18 protein-coding genes are annotated in these 18538 nt (G+C 72.4%); 5 read left to right on the top strand and 13 right to left on the bottom strand.

Annotated elements, in window-relative coordinates; translation table 11 throughout:
* The first annotated feature begins 10 nt into the window (after positions 1–10).
* A complete protein-coding gene (locus ACFYQQ_RS09900; RefSeq protein WP_355785491.1) occupies positions 11–1273 on the top strand; it encodes a styrene monooxygenase/indole monooxygenase family protein in 1263 nt (420 codons plus the stop codon).
* Here the strand turns inward: ACFYQQ_RS09900 and ACFYQQ_RS09895 are convergent.
* The 4 genes from ACFYQQ_RS09895 to ACFYQQ_RS09880 form a co-directional block, all read right to left on the bottom strand.
* A complete protein-coding gene (locus ACFYQQ_RS09895) occupies positions 1237–2406 on the bottom strand; it encodes an NlpC/P60 family protein (protein WP_355785494.1) in 1170 nt (389 codons plus the stop codon). The two genes, ACFYQQ_RS09900 and ACFYQQ_RS09895, sit on opposite strands and share 37 nt — an antisense overlap.
* Positions 2407–2509: 103 nt before the next feature.
* Positions 2510–2854, bottom strand: coding sequence for a hypothetical protein (locus ACFYQQ_RS09890; protein WP_356168647.1), 345 nt, complete (start codon positions 2852–2854; stop codon positions 2510–2512).
* A gap of 10 nt (positions 2855–2864) precedes the next feature.
* Entirely contained in the window at positions 2865–3590 is a 726-nt protein-coding gene (locus ACFYQQ_RS09885) for a TetR/AcrR family transcriptional regulator (RefSeq protein ID WP_388904144.1), read from the bottom strand.
* A gap of 122 nt (positions 3591–3712) precedes the next feature.
* Entirely contained in the window at positions 3713–4642 is a 930-nt protein-coding gene (locus ACFYQQ_RS09880) for a diiron oxygenase (protein WP_355793965.1), read from the bottom strand.
* A gap of 153 nt (positions 4643–4795) precedes the next feature.
* On the opposite strand from ACFYQQ_RS09880, the gene ACFYQQ_RS09875 reads away from it, so the two are divergent.
* On the top strand, positions 4796–5905 hold the full coding sequence (locus ACFYQQ_RS09875; RefSeq protein WP_355793966.1) for a ferritin-like domain-containing protein: 1110 nt from the start codon (positions 4796–4798) through the stop codon (positions 5903–5905).
* A 28-nt stretch (positions 5906–5933) separates the two neighbouring features.
* A complete protein-coding gene (locus ACFYQQ_RS09870) occupies positions 5934–6848 on the top strand; it encodes a hypothetical protein (protein ID WP_388904142.1) in 915 nt (304 codons plus the stop codon).
* 6 nt (positions 6849–6854) lie between these two features.
* Here ACFYQQ_RS09870 and ACFYQQ_RS09865 read toward each other — a convergent pair whose 3' ends face one another.
* The 7 genes from ACFYQQ_RS09865 to ACFYQQ_RS09835 all read right to left on the bottom strand — a co-directional run bounded on the left by ACFYQQ_RS09865 (position 6855) and on the right by ACFYQQ_RS09835 (position 14081).
* Positions 6855–7319, bottom strand: a complete 465-nt coding sequence (locus ACFYQQ_RS09865; protein WP_388904390.1) for a DUF3291 domain-containing protein — start codon at positions 7317–7319, stop codon at positions 6855–6857.
* 187 nt (positions 7320–7506) lie between these two features.
* Positions 7507–8964, bottom strand: a complete 1458-nt coding sequence (locus ACFYQQ_RS09860) for a penicillin-binding transpeptidase domain-containing protein (protein WP_355786170.1) — start codon at positions 8962–8964, stop codon at positions 7507–7509.
* Positions 8961–10328, bottom strand: a complete 1368-nt coding sequence (locus tag ACFYQQ_RS09855; protein WP_355786167.1) for an FtsW/RodA/SpoVE family cell cycle protein — start codon at positions 10326–10328, stop codon at positions 8961–8963. Before ACFYQQ_RS09855 ends, ACFYQQ_RS09860 begins: the two co-directional genes overlap by 4 nt.
* Before the next feature lie 95 nt (positions 10329–10423).
* On the bottom strand, positions 10424–10891 hold the full coding sequence (locus ACFYQQ_RS09850) for an SH3 domain-containing protein (RefSeq protein ID WP_355786164.1): 468 nt from the start codon (positions 10889–10891) through the stop codon (positions 10424–10426).
* A gap of 313 nt (positions 10892–11204) precedes the next feature.
* Positions 11205–12551 (bottom strand): HAMP domain-containing sensor histidine kinase, encoded by a 1347-nt coding sequence (locus ACFYQQ_RS09845; protein ID WP_355786161.1) that lies wholly within the window; start codon positions 12549–12551, stop codon positions 11205–11207.
* Entirely contained in the window at positions 12548–13330 is a 783-nt protein-coding gene (locus ACFYQQ_RS09840) for a hypothetical protein (RefSeq protein ID WP_388904139.1), read from the bottom strand. The genes ACFYQQ_RS09845 and ACFYQQ_RS09840 overlap by 4 nt, the downstream gene beginning before the upstream one ends.
* A gap of 244 nt (positions 13331–13574) precedes the next feature.
* On the bottom strand, positions 13575–14081 hold the full coding sequence (locus ACFYQQ_RS09835; RefSeq protein WP_355794956.1) for a protein phosphatase: 507 nt from the start codon (positions 14079–14081) through the stop codon (positions 13575–13577).
* Between the two features lie 117 nt (positions 14082–14198).
* Between ACFYQQ_RS09835 and ACFYQQ_RS09830 the strand changes: the two genes are divergently transcribed.
* Positions 14199–15002, top strand: a complete 804-nt coding sequence (locus tag ACFYQQ_RS09830) for a nuclease-related domain-containing protein (RefSeq protein WP_355794958.1) — start codon at positions 14199–14201, stop codon at positions 15000–15002.
* A gap of 642 nt (positions 15003–15644) precedes the next feature.
* Here ACFYQQ_RS09830 and ACFYQQ_RS09825 read toward each other — a convergent pair.
* Positions 15645–16235 (bottom strand): TetR/AcrR family transcriptional regulator, encoded by a 591-nt coding sequence (locus tag ACFYQQ_RS09825; protein ID WP_355779986.1) that lies wholly within the window; start codon positions 16233–16235, stop codon positions 15645–15647.
* Positions 16236–16380: 145 nt separating this feature from the next.
* Between ACFYQQ_RS09825 and ACFYQQ_RS09820 the strand changes: the two genes are divergently transcribed.
* A complete protein-coding gene (locus ACFYQQ_RS09820) occupies positions 16381–17325 on the top strand; it encodes a chlorophyllase (RefSeq protein ID WP_355779989.1) in 945 nt (314 codons plus the stop codon).
* A 317-nt stretch (positions 17326–17642) separates the two neighbouring features.
* On the opposite strand, the gene ligD is transcribed toward ACFYQQ_RS09820, so the two are convergent.
* Positions 17643–18527, bottom strand: coding sequence for a non-homologous end-joining DNA ligase (gene ligD / locus ACFYQQ_RS09815; protein ID WP_355779992.1), 885 nt, complete (start codon positions 18525–18527; stop codon positions 17643–17645).
* Between the last annotated feature and the right edge of the window lie 11 nt (positions 18528–18538).

The following is an 18538-nucleotide window of genomic DNA, read 5'->3' as shown; positions in this document are numbered from 1 at the left end:
AAGGACCCGCATGCGGAAGATACTCGTCGTCGGAGCCGGTCAGTCCGGACTCCAGCTCGCCCTCGGCCTCCAGTCGCACGGGTACGAGGTCACCCTGATGTCCAACCGGACGGCGGACGAGATCCGGTCCGGCCGGGTCATGTCGACACAGTGCATGTTCGACACGGCACTCCAGCACGAGCGCGACCTCCAGCTGAACTTCTGGGAGTCCCAGGCCCCGAAGATCGAGGGACTCGGCGTCTCCGTCGCCGCGCCCGGCTCGCACGACCCCGGCCCCACGCAGCGGGCCATCGACTGGGTGGGCAGGCTGGACGGCTACGCCCAGTCCGTCGACCAGCGCGTGAAGATGGCCGGCTGGATGGAGACCTTCGCCCAGCGCGGCGGCCAGCTCGTCATACACGGCGCCGCGGTCTCCGACCTCGACTACTTCTCCCGCACCTACGACCTCGTGCTGGTCTCCGCCGGCAAGGGCGAGCTGGTCTCCATGTTCGGCCGCGACGCGGCGCGTTCGCCCTACACCGAGCCGCAGCGTGCCCTCGCCGTCGCCTACGTCCACGGACTGGGCCCGCGCCCCGAGCACCCCGACTACGACGCGGTCCGCTGCAACCTCGTCCCCGGCGTCGGTGAGCTCTTCGTCATGCCGACCTTCACCACCTCGGGCCGCGCCGACATCCTCTTCTGGGAGGGCATACCCGGCGGCCCCCTCGACGTCTTCAACGGCGTCAAGGACCCGGCCGAACACCTCTCCCTGACCCTGGAACTCATGGAGAAGTTCACGCCCTGGGAGTACGCGCGCGCCACCAAGGTCGAGCTGACCGACGCGAACGGCACCCTCTCCGGCCGCTACGCCCCCACCGTCCGCAACCCCATCGGACGGCTGCCCGGCGGCGGACTGGTCCTGGGCGTCGCCGACGTCGTCGTCGCCAACGACCCGATCACCGGCCAGGGCTCCAACTCGGCGTCCAAGTGCGCCGCCGCCTACCTCGCCTCGATCCTGGAGCAGGGCGACAAGCCCTTCGACGAGACCTGGATGCAGGCCACCTTCGACCGCTACTGGGACACCGCCCGGCACGTCACCAAGTGGACCAACGCGATGCTCGGCGTCCCCCCTGAGCACGTCCTGAACCTGATCGGTGCCGCCGGTCAGCTCCAGCCGGTCGCGGACCGCTTCGCCAACGGCTTCAACGACCCGGCGGACTTCGAGAACTTCTTCTTCGAGCCGGAGAAGACCGAGGCCTACCTCGCCTCGGTCGCGGGCGCGGCGAAGGAGTAGCCCTCGTCGGACCCGTCCGTGGCGTCCCGGGGGAGCTTCGGCGGCGTGAACCGCCGCAGGGGCTCCCCGCCGGGGTCGGGCCGCACCGCCCCCAGCACCGGGTTCGCCGCGATCGGCGACACCTTGATCCGCGCGCCGGGACGCGGCGCCTGCACCACCATGCCGTCGCCGAGGTAGAGGGCTACGTGCGTGGCCTCGGGAAAGTAGATCACCAGGTCTCCGGGCCGCAGCTCGCCCAGCGGAACGTGTTCCAGCTCGGCCCACTGCTCCTGGCTGGTGCGCGGGATCGACCGCCCGGCGTGCTCCCACGCCCGCGAGGTCAGCCCCGAGCAGTCGTACGACTCCGGGCCCTCGGCACCCCACTCATAGGGTTTCCCGAGCTGCCGCACGGCGTAGCCCAGCGCCCTGCCGCCCTCCCGCGACGGCGTACGCCGGCTGCTCAGCGCGCCCGACGCCATGAACGTCCGCTGCGCCCGGACCGCCCCCGACTTCTCCAGCTCGGCGAGCTTCGCCAGCTGGTCGGCGCTGAGCGAGGCGAGCAGCTCCTCGACCTCGGCCAGCTTCCCCCTGACCTCGTCGCGGTCCTTCTTCCGCCGCTCGGTGAGGGTGAGCTGGGCGTCCAGGGCCTTGCGCGCGTCCCGCGCCAGACCGTCCGTGCGCTTCTCGTGGCCGGTGAGCCGGTCGACGGTCTCGGCCCGCTCCCGCGCCAACTGCCCGATCACGTGTCCCTCGTCGAGCGCGTGCCGCGGGTCGCGGGCGAGCAGCAGGCGGACGTAGGGGGAGATCTCGCTGCTGTTCTGGTACTGCTGGCGGGCGAGCCGGCCGGCGGCGCCCCGGCTGTCGTGCAGCGAGAGCCGTGCCGCGGCCAGTTCCTTCTCCAGCCGCTCCGCCTCGGCCCGCTTCTCCCGCAGCTCCTCCTCGGTCGCGTTGTACGCCTCGGTGGCCTGCTCGGCCTGCCGGTACAGTTTCTGAAGATCCGTCAGCAGGACCCCCAGGGAACGGCCTTCGGGCACGGAGGCGGCGGTGCCGGAGTCCGTGCCGGGTCCGGGGGCGGCCAGGGCGGGGGAGGGGGCGAGCAGCGCGCCGGCCGTCACCGCCGCCGTACAGACCAGGCGCAGAAGCCTTCCTGACATGTCATCACCTCCACAGGGGGGCGGCGTCTCCGTCCCGCACCGTGAGGATCAGATGACCGCGCGCGGTCCGCGCGCGGAAGGTGGGCGGTTCGGCCCAACGGCGTCACTCGTCGGCGTCGTCCGGCTTGCCGCCCGGCGTGGCACCGTGCTCCGGGCCCCCCGGGGTGCCGGGCGGTCCGCCGGCGTCCGGCTTGGACCAGGGCCACCTCGGTCCGCCGCCCGTCCGGCCCGTCGGGTCGTACGTGTACTTCCACCCCGGGTGCAGGCCGAACCGGCCGCCGTGCGCGCGCTGGACGCGCCGGTAGACGAGGACGGTCGGCGGGCCGCCCGCGGCGTCCGGCACCGGGACCCGGTACACCTTCGGCGGGTGCCCGGTCATACCGAGCAGGACGGGCAGGACACGGCCGTCCAGGGGGCCGCCCTCGAAGGGGGTGTCTTCGCTCTTCACGCCACCAGTGTCACAGCAGGTGCGCCGCGTCGCCGACCACGGGCAGCACGCGCCGGACCAGCGCGCCCACCGGGCCGTCCGCCGGTTCCAGGGCCAGCGCGGTGCGCACCACGGCGGCGGCCTGCGCGTCCCGGCCCGCCGTCGCCGCGAGCACCGCCACGAACTGCTCGACGAGCCAGTCGCGCAGTTCGTCCAGCGGCGGCTCCTTGTCCTCGTCGAGCCAGATCAGCGAGGCGGCCTCGACCGAGGTGATCCACATCCGGACGGTCATCCGCAGCCGGGGCCCCGGGTCCGCGATCTCCAGGTGGGTGAGGATGTGCTCGGCGGCGGCCCGCCGCACCCCGTCCACGATGGCCGTCGTACGCGAGGTCTCCACGACGCTGCCGCCCTGGAGCAGCGCGCTGAACCCGGCGTCGTGCTGGTCGACGAAGGCGAGATAGCGGTCGAGGGCCCGCCCCAGCCGGCGGGTCAGCGGACCCTCCGGCGGCTCCGCGAAGCACTGCTCCAGCTCCTCGGCGGCGGACCGCAGCGCCGCCTCGTACAACTGCTGCTTCCCGCCGGGGAAGTAGCGGTACACGAGCGGCCGCGACACCCCCGCCGCCTCCGCCACGTCGTCGAGCGAGACCTCCTCGGGCGCGCGGTGCGCGAAGAGGGACAGCGCGGCGTCGAGCAGCTGGCTGCGCCGCTCCTCGACGCTCAGCCGGCGGTACGCGGGGGTGGGAGCCTGCGAGGTCATGTCGGGCAGCGTAACCGTGTTCGCACCCGGGCACGCCGTCACCGGGCGCGGATCCGGACCCGTCCGGTACGGGCCTTCGGTCGGGTCCGGTGCGCGCGTCACCGCGGAGCGCCGGCCGGTCGTCAGGCCAGCAGTCCCGAGGACTTCCACAGGCGCCGCCCGACCCCGCGCAGCACTCCGATGTCGTCCAGGAAGTCCGTCAGCCGCTTGGAGCCGGTCTGCATGACCTCGCGGCGGTGGCCGCTGGCCTGCACCTGGGCGACGGCCTCGCGCCGGTCGAGGCCGACGTTCGTGTAGACCTCGGGGTTGATGAAGGCCTGCGAGAACACGCGGGCGAACTCGCCCGAGGTGACCCGGGTGAACTCCTGGGACCAGCGCGGGGCCGTCATCATCTGGCGGCGCAGCTCCTCGCGGGCGTACCGGACGTGGCGGGCCTCCTCGACCACGTGGATGCGCGTGACACCGCGGACGAGGCTCTGCACGCGCTCGTCCGGGAACGTCAGGCGCTGCATCCAGTCGAGCACCTCCTCGCCCAGCAGGGTCGCGGTGAACGAGCCGGGCGTGGTCGAGACGGTCTTGAAGAGCCGGCCCAGGTTCTGGTGCACCCGGCTGACCGGGTAGTACGGCGTGCCGCCCCGGCTGATCAGGCGGGCGAACATCTTGGAGTGGCGGCACTCGTCCTCGATCTCGGTGAGCGCGTACCGCACGTGGGCGCTCGTCGCCGCCTTGTCGTAGATGTGCCGCACCAGCAGCTGCATCAGGATGATCTCGAACCAGATGCCGAGCGAGGCGAGGGCCGCGGCCTCGTGCTGCGAGAGCGCGATGCGCTGCTCCTCGCTCATCCGCTTCCACAGCGGGGTGTCGTAGAGGGAGACCAGCTCCGGCGGCCAGAACCACTTGCCCGGCTCGAACGGAGCGTCCCAGTCCAGCTCCTTGTCCGGGTCGAAGGAGTGCTTGGCGGAAGAGTCGAGCAGGCGCTCGGCCACCTGCTCCCGGTCCTTGAGCAGGCCGAGCGCGTCGCGCAGCACATCGGCTTCCGTGACTGTCGTCATGACTGTTCCCACCTCGTCGTACCGGATGAACAGGTGCCGGGCACATCGGGGTTACCGGCGGTCACGTCTTATGAGACTGCTTGTCAGCAAGCTCGTCAATCCCCTGTGCGCGACTTGTTGACCCCGCGTCCACCCCGTGTGAGCCTGCCAGGTATGCCGACGTATGAGCTCTACGCCATGAACGCGGGAGACCCCCTCTGGGGGGTGCAGGCCAGCGGAGCGGCACGCTTCAGCTGGGAGTACGACGACGGGCGCGACCGGCTGCTGGCCCTCTACCAGAAGGGCAAGGACAAGCAGTGGGACGGCCAGAAGCGGATCGACTGGGACCTGGAGGTCGACCCCCACGATCCGCTCGGCACCCCCGACGAGGCGCTGACCCTCCACGGGACGCGGTACTGGGACAAGATGACCGACCGCGACCGGGGCGAGCTGCGCAAGCACTACGCCTCCTGGCAGTTCAGCCAGTTCCTCCACGGCGAGCAGGGCGCCATGGTCTGCGCCGCCCGGATCGTCGAGTCCGTCCCGGACCTGGACGCCAAGCTCTACTCGGCGACCCAGACCATGGACGAGGCCCGCCACGCGGAGATCTACTCCCGCTTCCTGCACGAGAAGATCGGGATGCTCTACCCGATCAACGACAACCTCCAGTCGCTCCTCGGCGACACCCTGAGCGACTCGCGCTGGGACATGCCCTACCTCGGGATGCAGGTCCTCATCGAGGGCCTCGCGCTCGCCGCCTTCGGCATGATCCGCGACACCACCGACAAGCCCCTGCCCAAGCAGATCCTCGCCTACATCATGCAGGACGAGGCCCGGCACGTGGCCTTCGGCCGCATGGCCCTGCGCGACTACTACCGGCAGCTCACCGACGCCGAACTGCGCGAGCGCGAGGAGTTCGTCATCGAGGGCTGCTACCTGATGCGCGACCGGCTGCGCGGCGTCGAGGTCCTGGAGAACTTCGGCATCCCCAAGGCCCAGGCCGAGGAGTACAGCGAGCAGTCCGAATTCCTGCACCTCTTCCGCCAGTTGCTGTTCAGCCGCATCGTCCCCTGCGTCAAGGACATCGGCCTGTGGGGCAAGCGCCTCCAGCAGGCCTACGTGGACATGGGCGTCTTCGACATGGGCAACTCCAACCTGGACCTCCTCATGGCCCAGGACGAGGAGATCGCGGAGAAACTGGACGCGGAACGGTTCGCGGCCGAGGAGCAGGAGCGGGTGGCCGAGGTGCGGGAGGCGATCGAAGCGGGGGCGGCCGAGTCCTGACGTCACCCGTCTGGAGTACGGTTCTGGCGTGTCCACGCCTCCACCGCCCCAGCATCCGCAGAACCCGTACGGGCAGCAGCCCCAAGGCCCCTACGGGCAGCAGCCCCAGGGCCCGGCCCCCTACGGCCGGCAGCCCCAGGGTCCCTACGGCCAGCAGCCGCCCGCGCCGTCCTACGGGCAGCAGCCGCCCGGCCCCTACGGACAGCAGGCCGCGCCCTACGGGGCGCCGCCCCAGGCCCCGTACGGCGCGCCCGACCAGCAGCCCCAGGGCTGGGGCGCGCCCCCGGCTGGGCCGCCGCCGAAGAAGCGCCGGGTCGGGCTCGTCCTCGGCATCGTCGGCGGAGTCGTCGCCCTCGTCGTCGTGATCGTCGTGGCGCTCGCGGTGATCGGTTCGAAGACCGACGCCGGCTTCCCCGAGGCCGAGTACAAGCTCACCCTGCCCAAGACGCTGCTCGACAAGCGCTACGAACTCGCCCAGGACCTCTCGGACTCCGAGGGCTCCAAGGTCGAGGGCGAGGCGGACGGCGCCTGGGACGCACGCGACGTCACCGCCGTGGTCGGCCAGTACAGCCTCGGCGGCGACGCCACCAAGGGCAACGTCGTCATCTCGGGCATGTACGGCCGGTTCAAGAACACCGGGACCGCCCGCGACAAGATGATGGAGGGCGCCGCCGGTTCCGACGGCGCCGAGGTCGCCGTACCGCCGAAGGACTTCAAGCCCTCCGGCTCCGACACCACCATCACCTGCCAGGTGCTCACCAAGGACCAGCTGGGCACCAAGATGACCATCCCCATGTGCGGCTGGGTGGACGGCAACACCGGCGCCTCCGTCGCCGAGATCACCGCCGCGACCATGACGAAGGACCCCTCCGACGTGGACCTGGAGGCGGCCGCCGAGACCACGCTGAAGGTGCGCTCCGAGATCAGGAAGCCGATCGGCTGACCCGCGTCACGAGGACGCGGCGACCGACGGGGCCGGCAGCCCGGCCGGCTCGGCCGGCCCCGCGGGGAACGACGTCCGCAGGGTGAACGCGTAGGCGGTGGGCCCGTGTTCACGCAGGTGCAGGAGGCGCGTCTCGGCCTCCTGCACGGTCGGACGGTGGCCCGCCGGGACCCACCACAGGGCCGTGACCGCCTCCTGGAGCCGCTCGAACCACTCACGGCGGCGGGCCAGCATCTCCCGGTGCCGCCCCTGGTACATGAACGCGGTCAGGGCGTCGGTGTCCCGCCACGACGTCAGGTTGACGATGAGCCAGTCGTCGCCGAGGACGGGGACGTCCGTCGCGTTGCCCGAGTCGTCCTGCAGCCGCCAGACGAACCCCGGAGCCTCGTCCGCGGCGGCGTTCACCGGATCGAGGGCGTCCACGAAGTCCTTCAACTGGGGTGAGTCCAGAGGTGCCTTGAGACGGGCGATGTTGACCTGCGCAGTTCGTAGAGGGTCGGGTGCGAGGGTTCGTACGCGGCTGAATCGGTCATGTACCGAACGTTAGGTCGGCCTCCGGGGCACCTGCCAGACCCGTCTCACGCACTGGGCGCCGAACCCGCCGCGCCGCGCACGAGGCCCATGTGCCAGTCGCCGCCCCGCCCCGCACCCGCCCCCCTCACGAGTCGAGCACGGCCTTCATCACGGCCCTCGCGATCGGCGCCGCGTCCCCGCCCCCGCTGATGTCACCGCGCCGGGCCGCCGCGTCCTCCACGACCACCGCCACCGCCACCGCCGGCTGCATCTCGTCGGCCGCCTGCGCCCAGGACACGAACCAGGCGTACGGCGTACCGGAGTTGCCGATGCCGTGCTGGGCGGTGCCCGTCTTCCCGCCGACCGTGGCCCCCGGGATCGCGGCGTTCGCACCCGTGCCCTTCTCCACCACGTCCGTCATCATCTGCCGCAGCTTCACCGCCGTCGACGGCCGCATCGCCTGGCGCACGGACCTCGTGCCCTTCGTCCGCACCGTCGTGCCCGCCTCGGTCGTCGTCCGCTCCACCAGATACGGCGCCCTGACCGAGCCACCGCCCGCCACCGCCGCCGAGATCATCGCCATCTGCAGCGGAGTCGCCCGCGTGTCGAACTGACCGATGGACGACAGCGCCAGCTGCGCCCGGTCCAGCTCCGTGTCGAAATTGCTCGGCGCCACCGCGAACGGGATCCGCAGCCCCCGGTCGTTGAAGCCGAAGCCCGTCACCGCCCGCGTCATGTCCTCCAGGCCCACGTCCACGCCCAGCTTCGCGAACACCGTGTTGCAGGACCACTCGAAGGCAAAGCGCAGCGAGGCGTCCTCGCAGCCCTTCACCTCGTTCGTCAGCCGGGTCGTCGTCCCCGGCAGCGTGTACGGGTCCGGGGACTTCGTCCGCGCGTCCACGTCCGTCACCGTGCCGGAGTCCAGCGCCGCCGCCGCCGTCACCACCTTGAACGTCGAACCCGGCGGATACGTCTGGCGGATGGCCCGGTTCAGCATCGGCTTCGCCTCGTCGCCGTTCAGCCGGGCCCACGCCCGCCTCGCCCGCGCACCCGTGCCCGACAGCCGCCCCGGGTCGTACGACGGCGCCGAGACCAGCGCGAGGATCCGGCCGGTGGACGGCTCGATCGCGGCCACCGCGCCCCGGCGCCCGCCCAGGCCCGCAAACGCCGCCCGCTGCGCCGCCGCGTGGATCGTCGTGACCACCGCGCCGCCGGGACTGCGGGAGCGCGTGAAGTCGTTCCACAGCGGCAGCGGCGCCAGCATCGGATCGGCGCCCGACAGCACCCCGTCCTCCGCGTTCTCCAGCAACGAGGTCCCGTACATCTGCGAGGCGTACCCGGTCACCGGCGCGTACAGCGGCCCGTCCCGGTAGGTCCGCTCGTACCGCAGCTGCTCACCCGTGTCCTTGGACCCGGTGACCGCACTGCCGCCGACCACGATGTCCCCGCGGGGCTGTCCGTAACGCGCGATCGTGGCACGGCGGTTGGCCGGGTTGCCGTCGTACGACGGAGCCTGGACGAGCTGCACGCGCACGGCGTTCACCAGCAGGGCGACGAACAGCACGGCGCACAGGGCCGCCGCTCTGCGGATGTATCTCGTCACGGCGCCGCCGTCCCGTCGTACTGGCTGCGCGCCGAATCACTGATCCGGATGAGCAGCGCCACGATGATCCAGTTGGTGACGACCGAGGAGCCGCCCTGGGCGAGGAACGGCATCGCCATCCCGGTCAGCGGGATCAGCCCGGTCACCCCGCCCGCGATCACGAACACCTGCAACGCCAGGATCGAGGCCAGACCGATCGCCAGCAGCCGCCCGAAGGGGTCGCGCAGCGCGAGTCCCGCACGGTAACCGCGCTCCACCAGCAGCGCGTACAGCAGGAAGATCCCGCACAGCCCGACCAGCCCCAGCTCCTCGCCCGCCGTCGCCAGGATGAAGTCCGACTTGGCGGCGAAGCCGATGAGGATCGAGTGGCCGAGCCCGAGACCGGTGCCCGTCACCCCGCCCGCCGCGAACGCGAAGAGGGACTGGGCGAGTTGGTTCGGACCCTGGCCCGCGTCGATCGACGCGAACGGGTGCAGCCAGTCCTCCACCCTGCTGTGCACGTGCGGCTCCAGCCGGCCGACGGCGACCGCGCCGACCACCGCGAGCAGCAGGCCCACCGCGATCCACCCGGTGCGGCCCGTGGCCACGTACAGCAGGATCACGAAGAGGCCGAAGAAGAGCAGCGAGGTGCCGAGGTCCCGCTCCAGGACCAGGACACCGACGCTCAGCAGCCAGATGGCGACGATCGGGCCGAGCACCCGCCCCGTCGGCAGCTGGAGGCGGGTGAACCGCCAGACCTGCCGGCCCGAGTACGCGAGCGCGTGCCGGTTCGCCGCCAGGTAGCCGGCGAAGAACACCGCGAGCAGGACCTTCGCGAACTCGCCCGGCTGGAAGGAGAATCCGGCCACCCTGATCCAGATCCGGGCCCCGTTCACCGACGGGAAGAAGATCGGCAGGGTGAGCAGGGCGAGCGCGGCGACCACGCAGACGTAGGTGTAGCGCTGGAGCACCCGGTGGTCCCGCAGCACCACGACGGCCACGGTGAAGAACGCGACACCGAGCGTGGACCAGACGAGTTGCGTGGTGGCCGCCTGGTCGCGCGGCGTCTCCAGGTCGAGCCGGTAGATCAGCACCAGGCCCAGCCCGTTGAGCAGCACCGCGATCGGCAGCAGCACCGGATCGGCGTACGGCGCCCGCAGCCGCACCGCGACATGCGCCAGCAGCGCGAGCACGCCGAGCCCGGCGCCGTATCCGGCGGCGCCGGGCGGGACGGTGCCGTGCTGCGCGAGACCCACGGCGCAGTAGCCGTACACCGACAGCAGGACGGCGACCACGATCAGGGAGAACTCGACGCCACGGCGCCGGGGCAGCCGTACGGCGGAGGGGGGCGGATCCGCTGCCACGGTCGTTCCGGCCTCGATCATGTCCGGAACGTAGCAAGCGGGGGCCGTGATGTCCCGTTATGTCGCGAGAATCGGGCCAATGTGGTGGACCTCGGGTCGCGGCGCGGGACGCACGCTCAGCACCAGCGGGGGGCCGCGCCGATGTTGTCGATGTACTTTGCCGAGCCCCAGGCCCAGGTGCCGTCCGTCAGGAGGTACCAGAGGTTGTTCCCGCCGACCCACTCGCCGCGCGTCTTGCAGAAGATGTGGACGATCGCGCCGTACGGCTCGACCCGGATGACCGCGCTGCCGCGCGTCGGGGCGTCACGCAGCACCAGTCCGCCGTGCGCGGTGACCCGGCCCTTGTAGAGGCGGGCGCTGTGGTTGCCGTCGTGGTTCCAGTCGCGGCCGCTGTTGTTCCAGTTCTGGCCGCCTTCGTTCCAGCCCAGGGTGTCGTTGTACTCCTGGCTGCCGCTGAGCTGGCTCGCGCCGGAGTCGGCGTCCCAGTCGTCCGCGACGGCCGGCGAGGTCGTGGCGGCCAGGGTGACGAGGGCGCCGCCGGCGGCGGCTATGCCGAGGCGGGTGAGCGTGGACCGCAGGGTCATGGTGGCTCCTCCAGAAGCGGGGCGAAGCTGACTATTCGCCACACTAGGAGCGGCGGTGACACCGCGCCCGTCACAGTGAGCCATCGGGGAGGTGCGGGGGGTTGCGGCGGGGGTGGGGATCGGGTCCCCGGGGTCGGCCGGGGCGGGGCTGGGCTCAGGTTGGCGGGGGTCGGCTTGGGGGCGGTTTTGAGCCGGGTCGGGGGTGAGCCGTCTCCGGGTGGGTGGGGTCGGGCTGGACCCCACGGTCGGCCCGCGCCGACCAGGGCTCCGGCTCGGTCGGGGACGTTCAGAGACCCGGCTCGGTCGGGGACGTTCAGAGACCCGGCTCGGTCGCGGACGGGCGCGGTGCCGGCTTGGGGGGTGATCCGGGGAGTGGTCCGGGGAGTGATCCAGGGTCCGGCGGGTCCGTGTCCGGGAGAGCCGCCGGCGCCCGGGGCAGGATCAGCGTCGCGATCGCGCCGCCGTCCGGGGCGTTCGCGAAGGACAGCCGCGCGCCCAGCACCTCGGCCTGGCCCGACGCGATCGTCAGCCCCAGCCCGTGCCCCCGGGCACCCCCCTCCGTACGGAACCGCTGAGGGCCGTGCGCCACGAGATAGTCCGGGAACCCGTCACCGTGGTCCCGCACGGTCACCACCGGACCGTCGACGGTCAGCACGACCGGCGCCCGCCCGTGCTTGTGCGCGTTCGCGACCAGATTGCCGAGCACCCGTTCGAGCCGGCGCCGGTCGGTCTCCACGCACACGTCCCGGACGACGCGGACCTCCGTACCCGACCCCCGCGCCACCCGCCCGGCCAGCGGCGCGAGCCATAGCGCGTCCAGGTCCAGCCGCTCGCCCCCGGTGTCCAGGCGGGAGATCTCCAGCAGGTCCTCGGTGAGCGTGCGCAGGGCGGCGACCCGGTCGCGCACCAGCTCCGTCGGACGCCCCGGCGGCAGCAGCTCCGCCGCCGCGTGCAGCCCCGTCAGCGGCGTGCGCAGCTCGTGCGCCACGTCCGCCGTGAACCGCTGCTCGCTCAGCAGCTTGCCCTGGAGCGTCGACGCCATCGTGTCCAGCGCCCCGGCGACCGCGGCCACCTCGTCCTGCCGCCGCGTCGGATCCTTCGTGCGCGGGTCGTCCACCCGCGCGTCCAGGTCGCCCGCGCTGATCCGCCGGGCCACCTGCGCCGTCCCGTGCAGCCGCCGGGTCACCCGCGTCACCGCGAACGCCCCCACCAGCAGCGTCGCCCCGATCGCCAGCGCCGAGGACCACACGATCGCCCTGTCCAGCGCGTCGATGGTGTGGGCGCCCTGCGCGTAGTCCACCCGGACGGCCAGCGCCCGCCCGCCGTCGGCCGGACCCGCCGCCCACATGGTGGGGCGCGGGTCGTGATCGCCGACCATCGTGCCGCGCCGCCCGCCCGCCGCCAGCGCCTTCAGCCGCGCGGGCAGCCCCGGGAGGTCCACTCCGGCGCCGGGCGGTAGCCGGTCCCCGGCCTCGTACGCCTCCGTCACCGCCGTGAGCCGGTCGAGCGCCTGCTCCCGCGCCTCGCCCACCGTATGGTTGGTCACCGAGACGTGGACCAGCAGGCCGAGCAGCGCGGCGAGCGCACAGCACATCACCGTGATGAACGCGGCCGCCTTCCAGGTCAGCGTCGCCGTCCACCGCGGCAGGGTCGGTCTCACGAGGCGCTCTCGGACGGCACCGGCGACCTCGTCGGCCGCGGGGTCCCCACCCGCAGGATCTCGTCCCGGGTCGCCAGCATCGCGTGCTGGTGCCGGTCCCACGTCCACACCGTCCGGTACTCGTATCCCGGCAGCGTCGAAGGCGAGCGGATGATCACGGCCCGGCCCGCCAGCTCGACGCCGGCCGTGCTGTCAGAGGTGCCCATGATCTGCACCAGCGCGTGCTTCACGAACGTGTACACCCGCACCGCCAGCTGGTTGCCGGGGAAGCGGATGCCGAGCACCATGTCGTCCTTCCCGTCGCCGGTGAGGTCCCGGTAGTACGCCCGCAGCACCGGGCACCTCGCGCCGCCCGCGCCCTTGCCGCCGCAGTCCTTCAGGCGGTCGGCCGTCTCGGCGTACAGGGCGTGCGGACCGGTGTACTCGTCCGGATGCGCCGCCACCTCCGCGCGCACGACGGCCAGCGGGTCCACCCGGTGGATGTCGTCGCCCGGCGCCGTCACGCCCTCGACCGTCTCGGTGTCCGCCTCCCCGTAGTCGAGCGCGGGCGTCGAGGCGGGCGGCACCTCCGGCCAGAGCCGGGTCGGCCCGACGGCGGTCGGTGTCGCCCCGGCCCCGCGCAGGTCACCGGCGTCACCGCAGGCCGTGGCGGTCACCAGGAGCAGGACGGTGAGCGCGGCGAGGGCGGCGGCGGTGCGGGGGCCCGCCGGGGTGGCTCGGCGGTGACCGTGGTGGTGGGGGTGGGGCTGGGGGCGGTGGTGTGGGCGGTCGGGTCTCACTGGGCTCCTGCGTGCGGGCCGGCCTCGCCCCGGCGGGTCGTCGGGCGGCGGAACCGGTCGCCGTCGCCCGGTACACCTTATTCACGTTATGTGCGTTCTTCGTGGGAAAGTTCCCTATGTCCGGCAGGAGGCAAGGGGCAAGGGTCGACGCCGGTGAGTGCCGACGCCGTCGGCTGCCCTCAGTTGTCTGCCCGGCGCCGACACCGGTGACGGCTCACGGAATGACGGCTCACCGGGTGACCCGTCACTCGGTCAGCTCCTCCAGGAGCCGGGCCGTCGCGAGACCCGCCCGCAGGTACTCCACGAACAGCTCGTTGTGCAGCGCCCAGGGCGAACGGCGGGAGCGGATGAGCCGGATCACGTCCTCGGGGGCGCGACCCGCGCGGACGAGGGCGTGCCCCACGACGAGCCCCGAGCGGTTGTAGCCGTGATAGCAGCGGACGAGCACCCGCCGGCCCTCGTCGACCGCCTCGGACGCGGTCTGCGCGAGGCGCATCACGCCCGCCAGCTGCGTACCGTCCAGGGGGCCGTCCGGGATCGGCCAGACGTGGTGCTCCACACCCGGGTCCGGGCCGTGCCCCGGAAGCCGCAGCAGCGTCAGGACCAGGTCGAACTCGTCGTGGACCACCGCGAACTCGTGCTGGCCCGAGCTCGCCCTGAACTCGTGGCCGCCCATCCACAGGCCCGGGACGATCTCGCTCCACGGGCTGCCCGGAACCGGAACGCCGGATTGCCTGCCGCGGGTCCGCAACGGTGCCTCCCCCTCACGGCCTGCGAGGCCTCAGGCCCTGCCAAGTCCTCCCAAAGGTAACCGGCTTCTTGCCCCTGGAGCACCCCTCCTGTTCCCATGGTCATGGGGTGATGGTGCATGAGCGGACTGCGCGTCATACCGACCTGGCGGCACGGCCAGGAGCGGCTGTACGTCTGCCACACGGACGGAAGGAACGTCGCCTGGTACGACAGGCAGACGGCCCGGGTGAACCTGCTCAGCGAGGACCGGCGCGAGGACGTGCTCGACGCGCTCGGGCCCTTCCTCACCGGGCCGGTGACGGTGGGACCGCCGCCCGTCCCGACGCCCGCCGAGCTCGCCCGGCTCACCCTGCACCCGGACGACGACCTGGCGCCCAACCGGCCGGGCGAGGCGCTGCTGATCGCCCTCGACCGTGACCCCGGGCCCCCGCACCGGCTGCGCGCCGATCCCCGGCGGCGGGCGCTGGCCACCGAGCAGGCGGTGGGGGAGGCACTGGACGGGCTGGAGGGTGCGGGGTGGCACACGCTGCACTCGGTGCCGCTCTCCGGGGGCGACCGCATCCACCACCTGGTCATCGGCCCCGGGGGACTGTTCTCCGTACGGACGCTGTACGCCCGCAAGCAACGGGTCCTGATCGCCGACCCGATGGTCACGGTCGGCCGCCGGGAGCCGTATCCGCTGCTCAGGGCGGTACGGGCGGAGGCGGACCGCGCGTCCTACGCCCTGACGGCCGAGGTCCACCCCGTACTGGTGGCGACCGGACCCACCGCCGTGACGGTCACCGCCGCGCTGCGCTCCGTCCGCGTCCTGCGGGACACGGACCTGCCGTCCTTGGCACGCCTGGGCGGCGTCCTGAAACCGGCGGACGTGGAAGCACTCCACGCGATGGCCCGGGACCGCCAGACGTGGTCACGGGTGTGATCTGACGGGGGCGTGGGTCCAGTGGGCGTCGGGGCGCTGGCCGTCCGGTGGGTGGGTCGGGTCCGTGCCGGTACATCCGGCCGTCGGTAGTTGCTGCTGGCGTCCGTTACCAGCGTTCCTCGGTTGCGTACGTCCCCGTCTCGACGGCCATTTGATGTACCGGCACGGCCCCTTCGGTTTCATGGCGGCTTGCGGTCCGTGGGCGGCTGAGCTGCGGGGCGCGGGCCCGGTGCTCAGGTGCCCGCCGGTGGGCGGCGAGGGGCGGTCGCCCGCTCCAGCTGCGGGCAATCGTGCCGCTGGGGCGGCACGGGTGGGCGCAGGCGGCAACCCGCTAGCGCCGGGCTCGCCGTCCCACCCCGACCTCAGCCCCAGGGCCGGGCGCTGGATGTAGGTGGGGGAGTGGGCTCCCGCGCGGCACCCCGAGGCGCCGGGCTCGCCGACCCACCCCGACGTTCACCGAGGTGCAGAGCGCTGGTGTACGCGGGGGAGTGGACCCACCTCGGCTTCAGCCATAGCGCCGGGCGCTGGATACGGGGGAGTGGACACCGAACGGCACCCCCGTAGGCCCCCCGGGCCGGCCCCTCCCGGACGCGAAACACGGCGCCCGGCGCTGAGAGGCCGAGGGAACACCCGTAACCCCCCTCAAGGCATCTGACGCAACCCCGCGACAAGAAGCCCCACCAACCGCCGCGCGTCATAGCGCGCGTCACTGTCGGCCCCGATACAGAGATTCCCGACCCCGCGCATGAACTCGAGCGGCTGCACGTCGGACCGAATCTCCCCGGCCCCCGCCGCGGCCGCGAGCAACTCCCCGCACACAGGCACGAGCCGATCGAGAAAGTACGAGTGGAGCGCCTCGAACCCGGCGCTGTCGGACTGCAGCACCGCGGCGAGCCCGTGCTTGGTGACGAGGAAGTCCACGAACCGGTCGATCCATAGTCCCAGCGCGGCGTACGGGCTCGCGCTGTCGGCCAGGAGCGCCGGCCCCGCCTCCGCACAGGCCTCCACCTGGTGCCGGTAGACGGCGATGATGAGGTCGGCCCGGGTCGGGAAGTGCCGGTAGATCGTGCCGAGCCCGACCCCGGCCTCGGCGGCGATGTCCCGCACGGGCGCCTCCACGCCGGACCGCACGAACACCGCGGCGGCCGCGTCGAGCAGGGTCCCCTCGTTGCGCCGCGCGTCCCTCCGCTTGGACCGGGCGGGCCGCCCCGCGCCCTCGTCGCCGTCGCTCACCGCGCACTCCTCCCACTCTCGCGCTTGCTAAAGCGGAACGTTGTTCCGTATCGTTTCCGGAACGAGGTTCCGTTTGCTCATGATGGCAGAGCGCGCACCCGTCACCAAGTCACACCCGGCTCCGTAACCGAATGGAAGTACGGCCATGCCCGACTCGAACACCACCACCCTGTCGAACATCGTGGGACCGTCCACCACGGTCGTCTCCGCGAAACCCGTGATCCTCCAGGCCCCCGACCGGGGTGAAGACCTCCAGGTCCGGGTGTCCGCCCCCGCGACCGGCGGCGACCTGCCCGTGATCGTCCTCTCGCACGGCTACGGCTCGTCGATGGACGGCTATGCCCCGCTGGCCGACTTCTGGGCCGCCCACGGCTTCGTCGTCCTCCAGCCCACCCACCTCGACTCCAGGACGCTCGGCATACCCGCCGACGACCCCCGTACGCCGCGCATGTGGCGCTTCCGGATCGAGGACGTACGGCGCGTCCTGGACGAACTCGACGTCCTGGAGGCCGCCGTACCGGGCCTCGGCGGCCGGATCGACCGCGGCCGTGTCGCCGTGGCCGGCCACTCCTGGGGAGCCCAGACGGTGAGCGCACTGCTGGGGGCGCGGGTCCTCGACTCCGAGGGCGTACCGGGGGAGGACATGTCCGACCCGCGGGTGACGGCGGGTGTGCTGCTCGCCCTGACCGGCAAGGGCGGCGAGGACCTGTCACCGTTCGCGGCCGAGCACTTCCCGTTCATGAACCCGTCCTTCGACGACATGAAGACACCGGCGCTGATCGTCGCGGGGGACCAGGACCGATCCGCGCTGACGACCAGGGGCCCCGACTGGTTCACCGACCCGTACTTCCTCAGCCCGGGCAGCAAGAGCCTGCTCACCCTCTTCGGGGCGGAGCACTCGCTGGGCGGTGTCTCCGGGTACGACGCGGCGGAGACGACGGACGCGAGCCCCGAACGCGTCGCCCTGCTCCAGCACCTCACCTGGGCCTACCTGCGCACGGCCCTGACCCCGGAGGACGACAGCTGGCAGCACGCGATCTCCGTACTGCAGACCACCCCGAACCCCCTGGGCCACTTGCAGAGCAGGTAGCCGCCAGGGCCCCCGTATACGCACGCCCCTCGGCCCCCACGGCCCGCAGTCGCGATCCGGCGGAAGGGGCCGTGCCGGTACATCAAATGGCCGTCGAGACGGGGACGTATCCGGCCGAGGAACGCTGGTGACGGACGCCGGCAACAACTACCGACGGCCGGATGTACCGGCACGGCCCCGACCCACCCACCGGACGGCCAGCGCCGAACACCGTCGGCTCGAAGGCGCCGGAGGGGCTCACCTCCGCCCAGGGGCTCACCTCCGCTGAGGGCGCAGGACGGCCGAGGGCGCAGGACGGGGCCGCGTAGGCCCAGGGCTCACCCCGGGAGTGCCCGAGCGTGCCCCGGATCCAGCAGGGGCGCGAGCAGATCCCCGTACCGTTCGAGACGGGGCTCGATGTCCGCGGCCAGGAAGACCAGGTGGCCGGGATCGGTGCAGTCCGCGACCTCGTCCCACGTCACCGGCGTGGAGACGCTCGGTTCGGCCCGCGCCCGCAGGGTGTACGCGGTCGCGGTCGTCTTCCGGGCGGCGTTCTGGCTGAAGTCGACGAAGACCTTGCCGGGCCGCAGGCTCCGCGTCATCCGGTGGGTGACGCGCCCGGCGAGCGCCGCCTCCGCCTCCACGGCGAGCTTCTTCGCGTAGGCGGAGACGTCCTCGGACGGGGTCGGCTCGATCCCCGCGAGGAGATGCAGCCCCTTCGACCCGGACGTCTTCGCGTACGCCTCGATCCCGTCCGCCGCCAGCCGCTCCCGCAGCCACAGCGCGACCTCGCAGCACTCGACGGCGGTCGCGGGCGCCCCGGGGTCGAGGTCGAAGACCATCCGGTCGGCGAGCCCGGGCGTCTCGATGCGCCACTGGTGCGTATGGAACTCCGTGACGAGGTTCGCGGCCCACATCAGGCTGGCCAGGTCCTGGACGATGACCATCCGGGCGGGCCCCTCCGAACGGGGGACCTCGGCCGTGGTGACCCAGCTGGGCGTACCGGGCGGCACGTTCTTGGCGAAGAACACCTGGCCGTCCGGGCCGTCCGGGTAGCGGAGGAAGGACAGCGGCCGGTCGTGGAGGTGTGCCAGCAGCGCGCCGGCGTTGGTGGCGTAGTAGTGCAGCAGCTCGCCCTTGGTGAAGCCGGTCGCCGGATACAGGACCTTCTCCAGGTTGCTCAGCGCGAGCCTTCGCCCCTCCACCTCGGTAATCGGCGTCATACGATGAGAAT

Source organism: Streptomyces sp. NPDC005496 (assembly GCF_042872045.1).
Taxonomy (GTDB): domain Bacteria; phylum Actinomycetota; class Actinomycetes; order Streptomycetales; family Streptomycetaceae; genus Streptomyces.
Note: the sequence above shows the minus strand (reverse complement) of the source record. Positions and strands in the feature narration are given on the sequence as shown.

Coding starts and splice junctions, on each gene's coding strand:
- ACFYQQ_RS09900 (WP_355785491.1), top strand. CDS start 11: ATGCGGAAGATACTCGTCGTCGGAGCCGGTCAGTCCGGACTCCAGCTC.
- ACFYQQ_RS09895 (WP_355785494.1), bottom strand. CDS start 2,406: ATGTCAGGAAGGCTTCTGCGCCTGGTCTGTACGGCGGCGGTGACGGCC.
- ACFYQQ_RS09885 (WP_388904144.1), bottom strand. CDS start 3,590: ATGACCTCGCAGGCTCCCACCCCCGCGTACCGCCGGCTGAGCGTCGAG.
- ACFYQQ_RS09880 (WP_355793965.1), bottom strand. CDS start 4,642: ATGACGACAGTCACGGAAGCCGATGTGCTGCGCGACGCGCTCGGCCTG.
- ACFYQQ_RS09875 (WP_355793966.1), top strand. CDS start 4,796: ATGCCGACGTATGAGCTCTACGCCATGAACGCGGGAGACCCCCTCTGG.
- ACFYQQ_RS09855 (WP_355786167.1), bottom strand. CDS start 10,328: ATGATCGAGGCCGGAACGACCGTGGCAGCGGATCCGCCCCCCTCCGCC.
- ACFYQQ_RS09850 (WP_355786164.1), bottom strand. CDS start 10,891: ATGACCCTGCGGTCCACGCTCACCCGCCTCGGCATAGCCGCCGCCGGC.
- ACFYQQ_RS09830 (WP_355794958.1), top strand. CDS start 14,199: ATGAGCGGACTGCGCGTCATACCGACCTGGCGGCACGGCCAGGAGCGG.
- ACFYQQ_RS09820 (WP_355779989.1), top strand. CDS start 16,381: ATGCCCGACTCGAACACCACCACCCTGTCGAACATCGTGGGACCGTCC.
- ligD (WP_355779992.1), bottom strand. CDS start 18,527: ATGACGCCGATTACCGAGGTGGAGGGGCGAAGGCTCGCGCTGAGCAAC.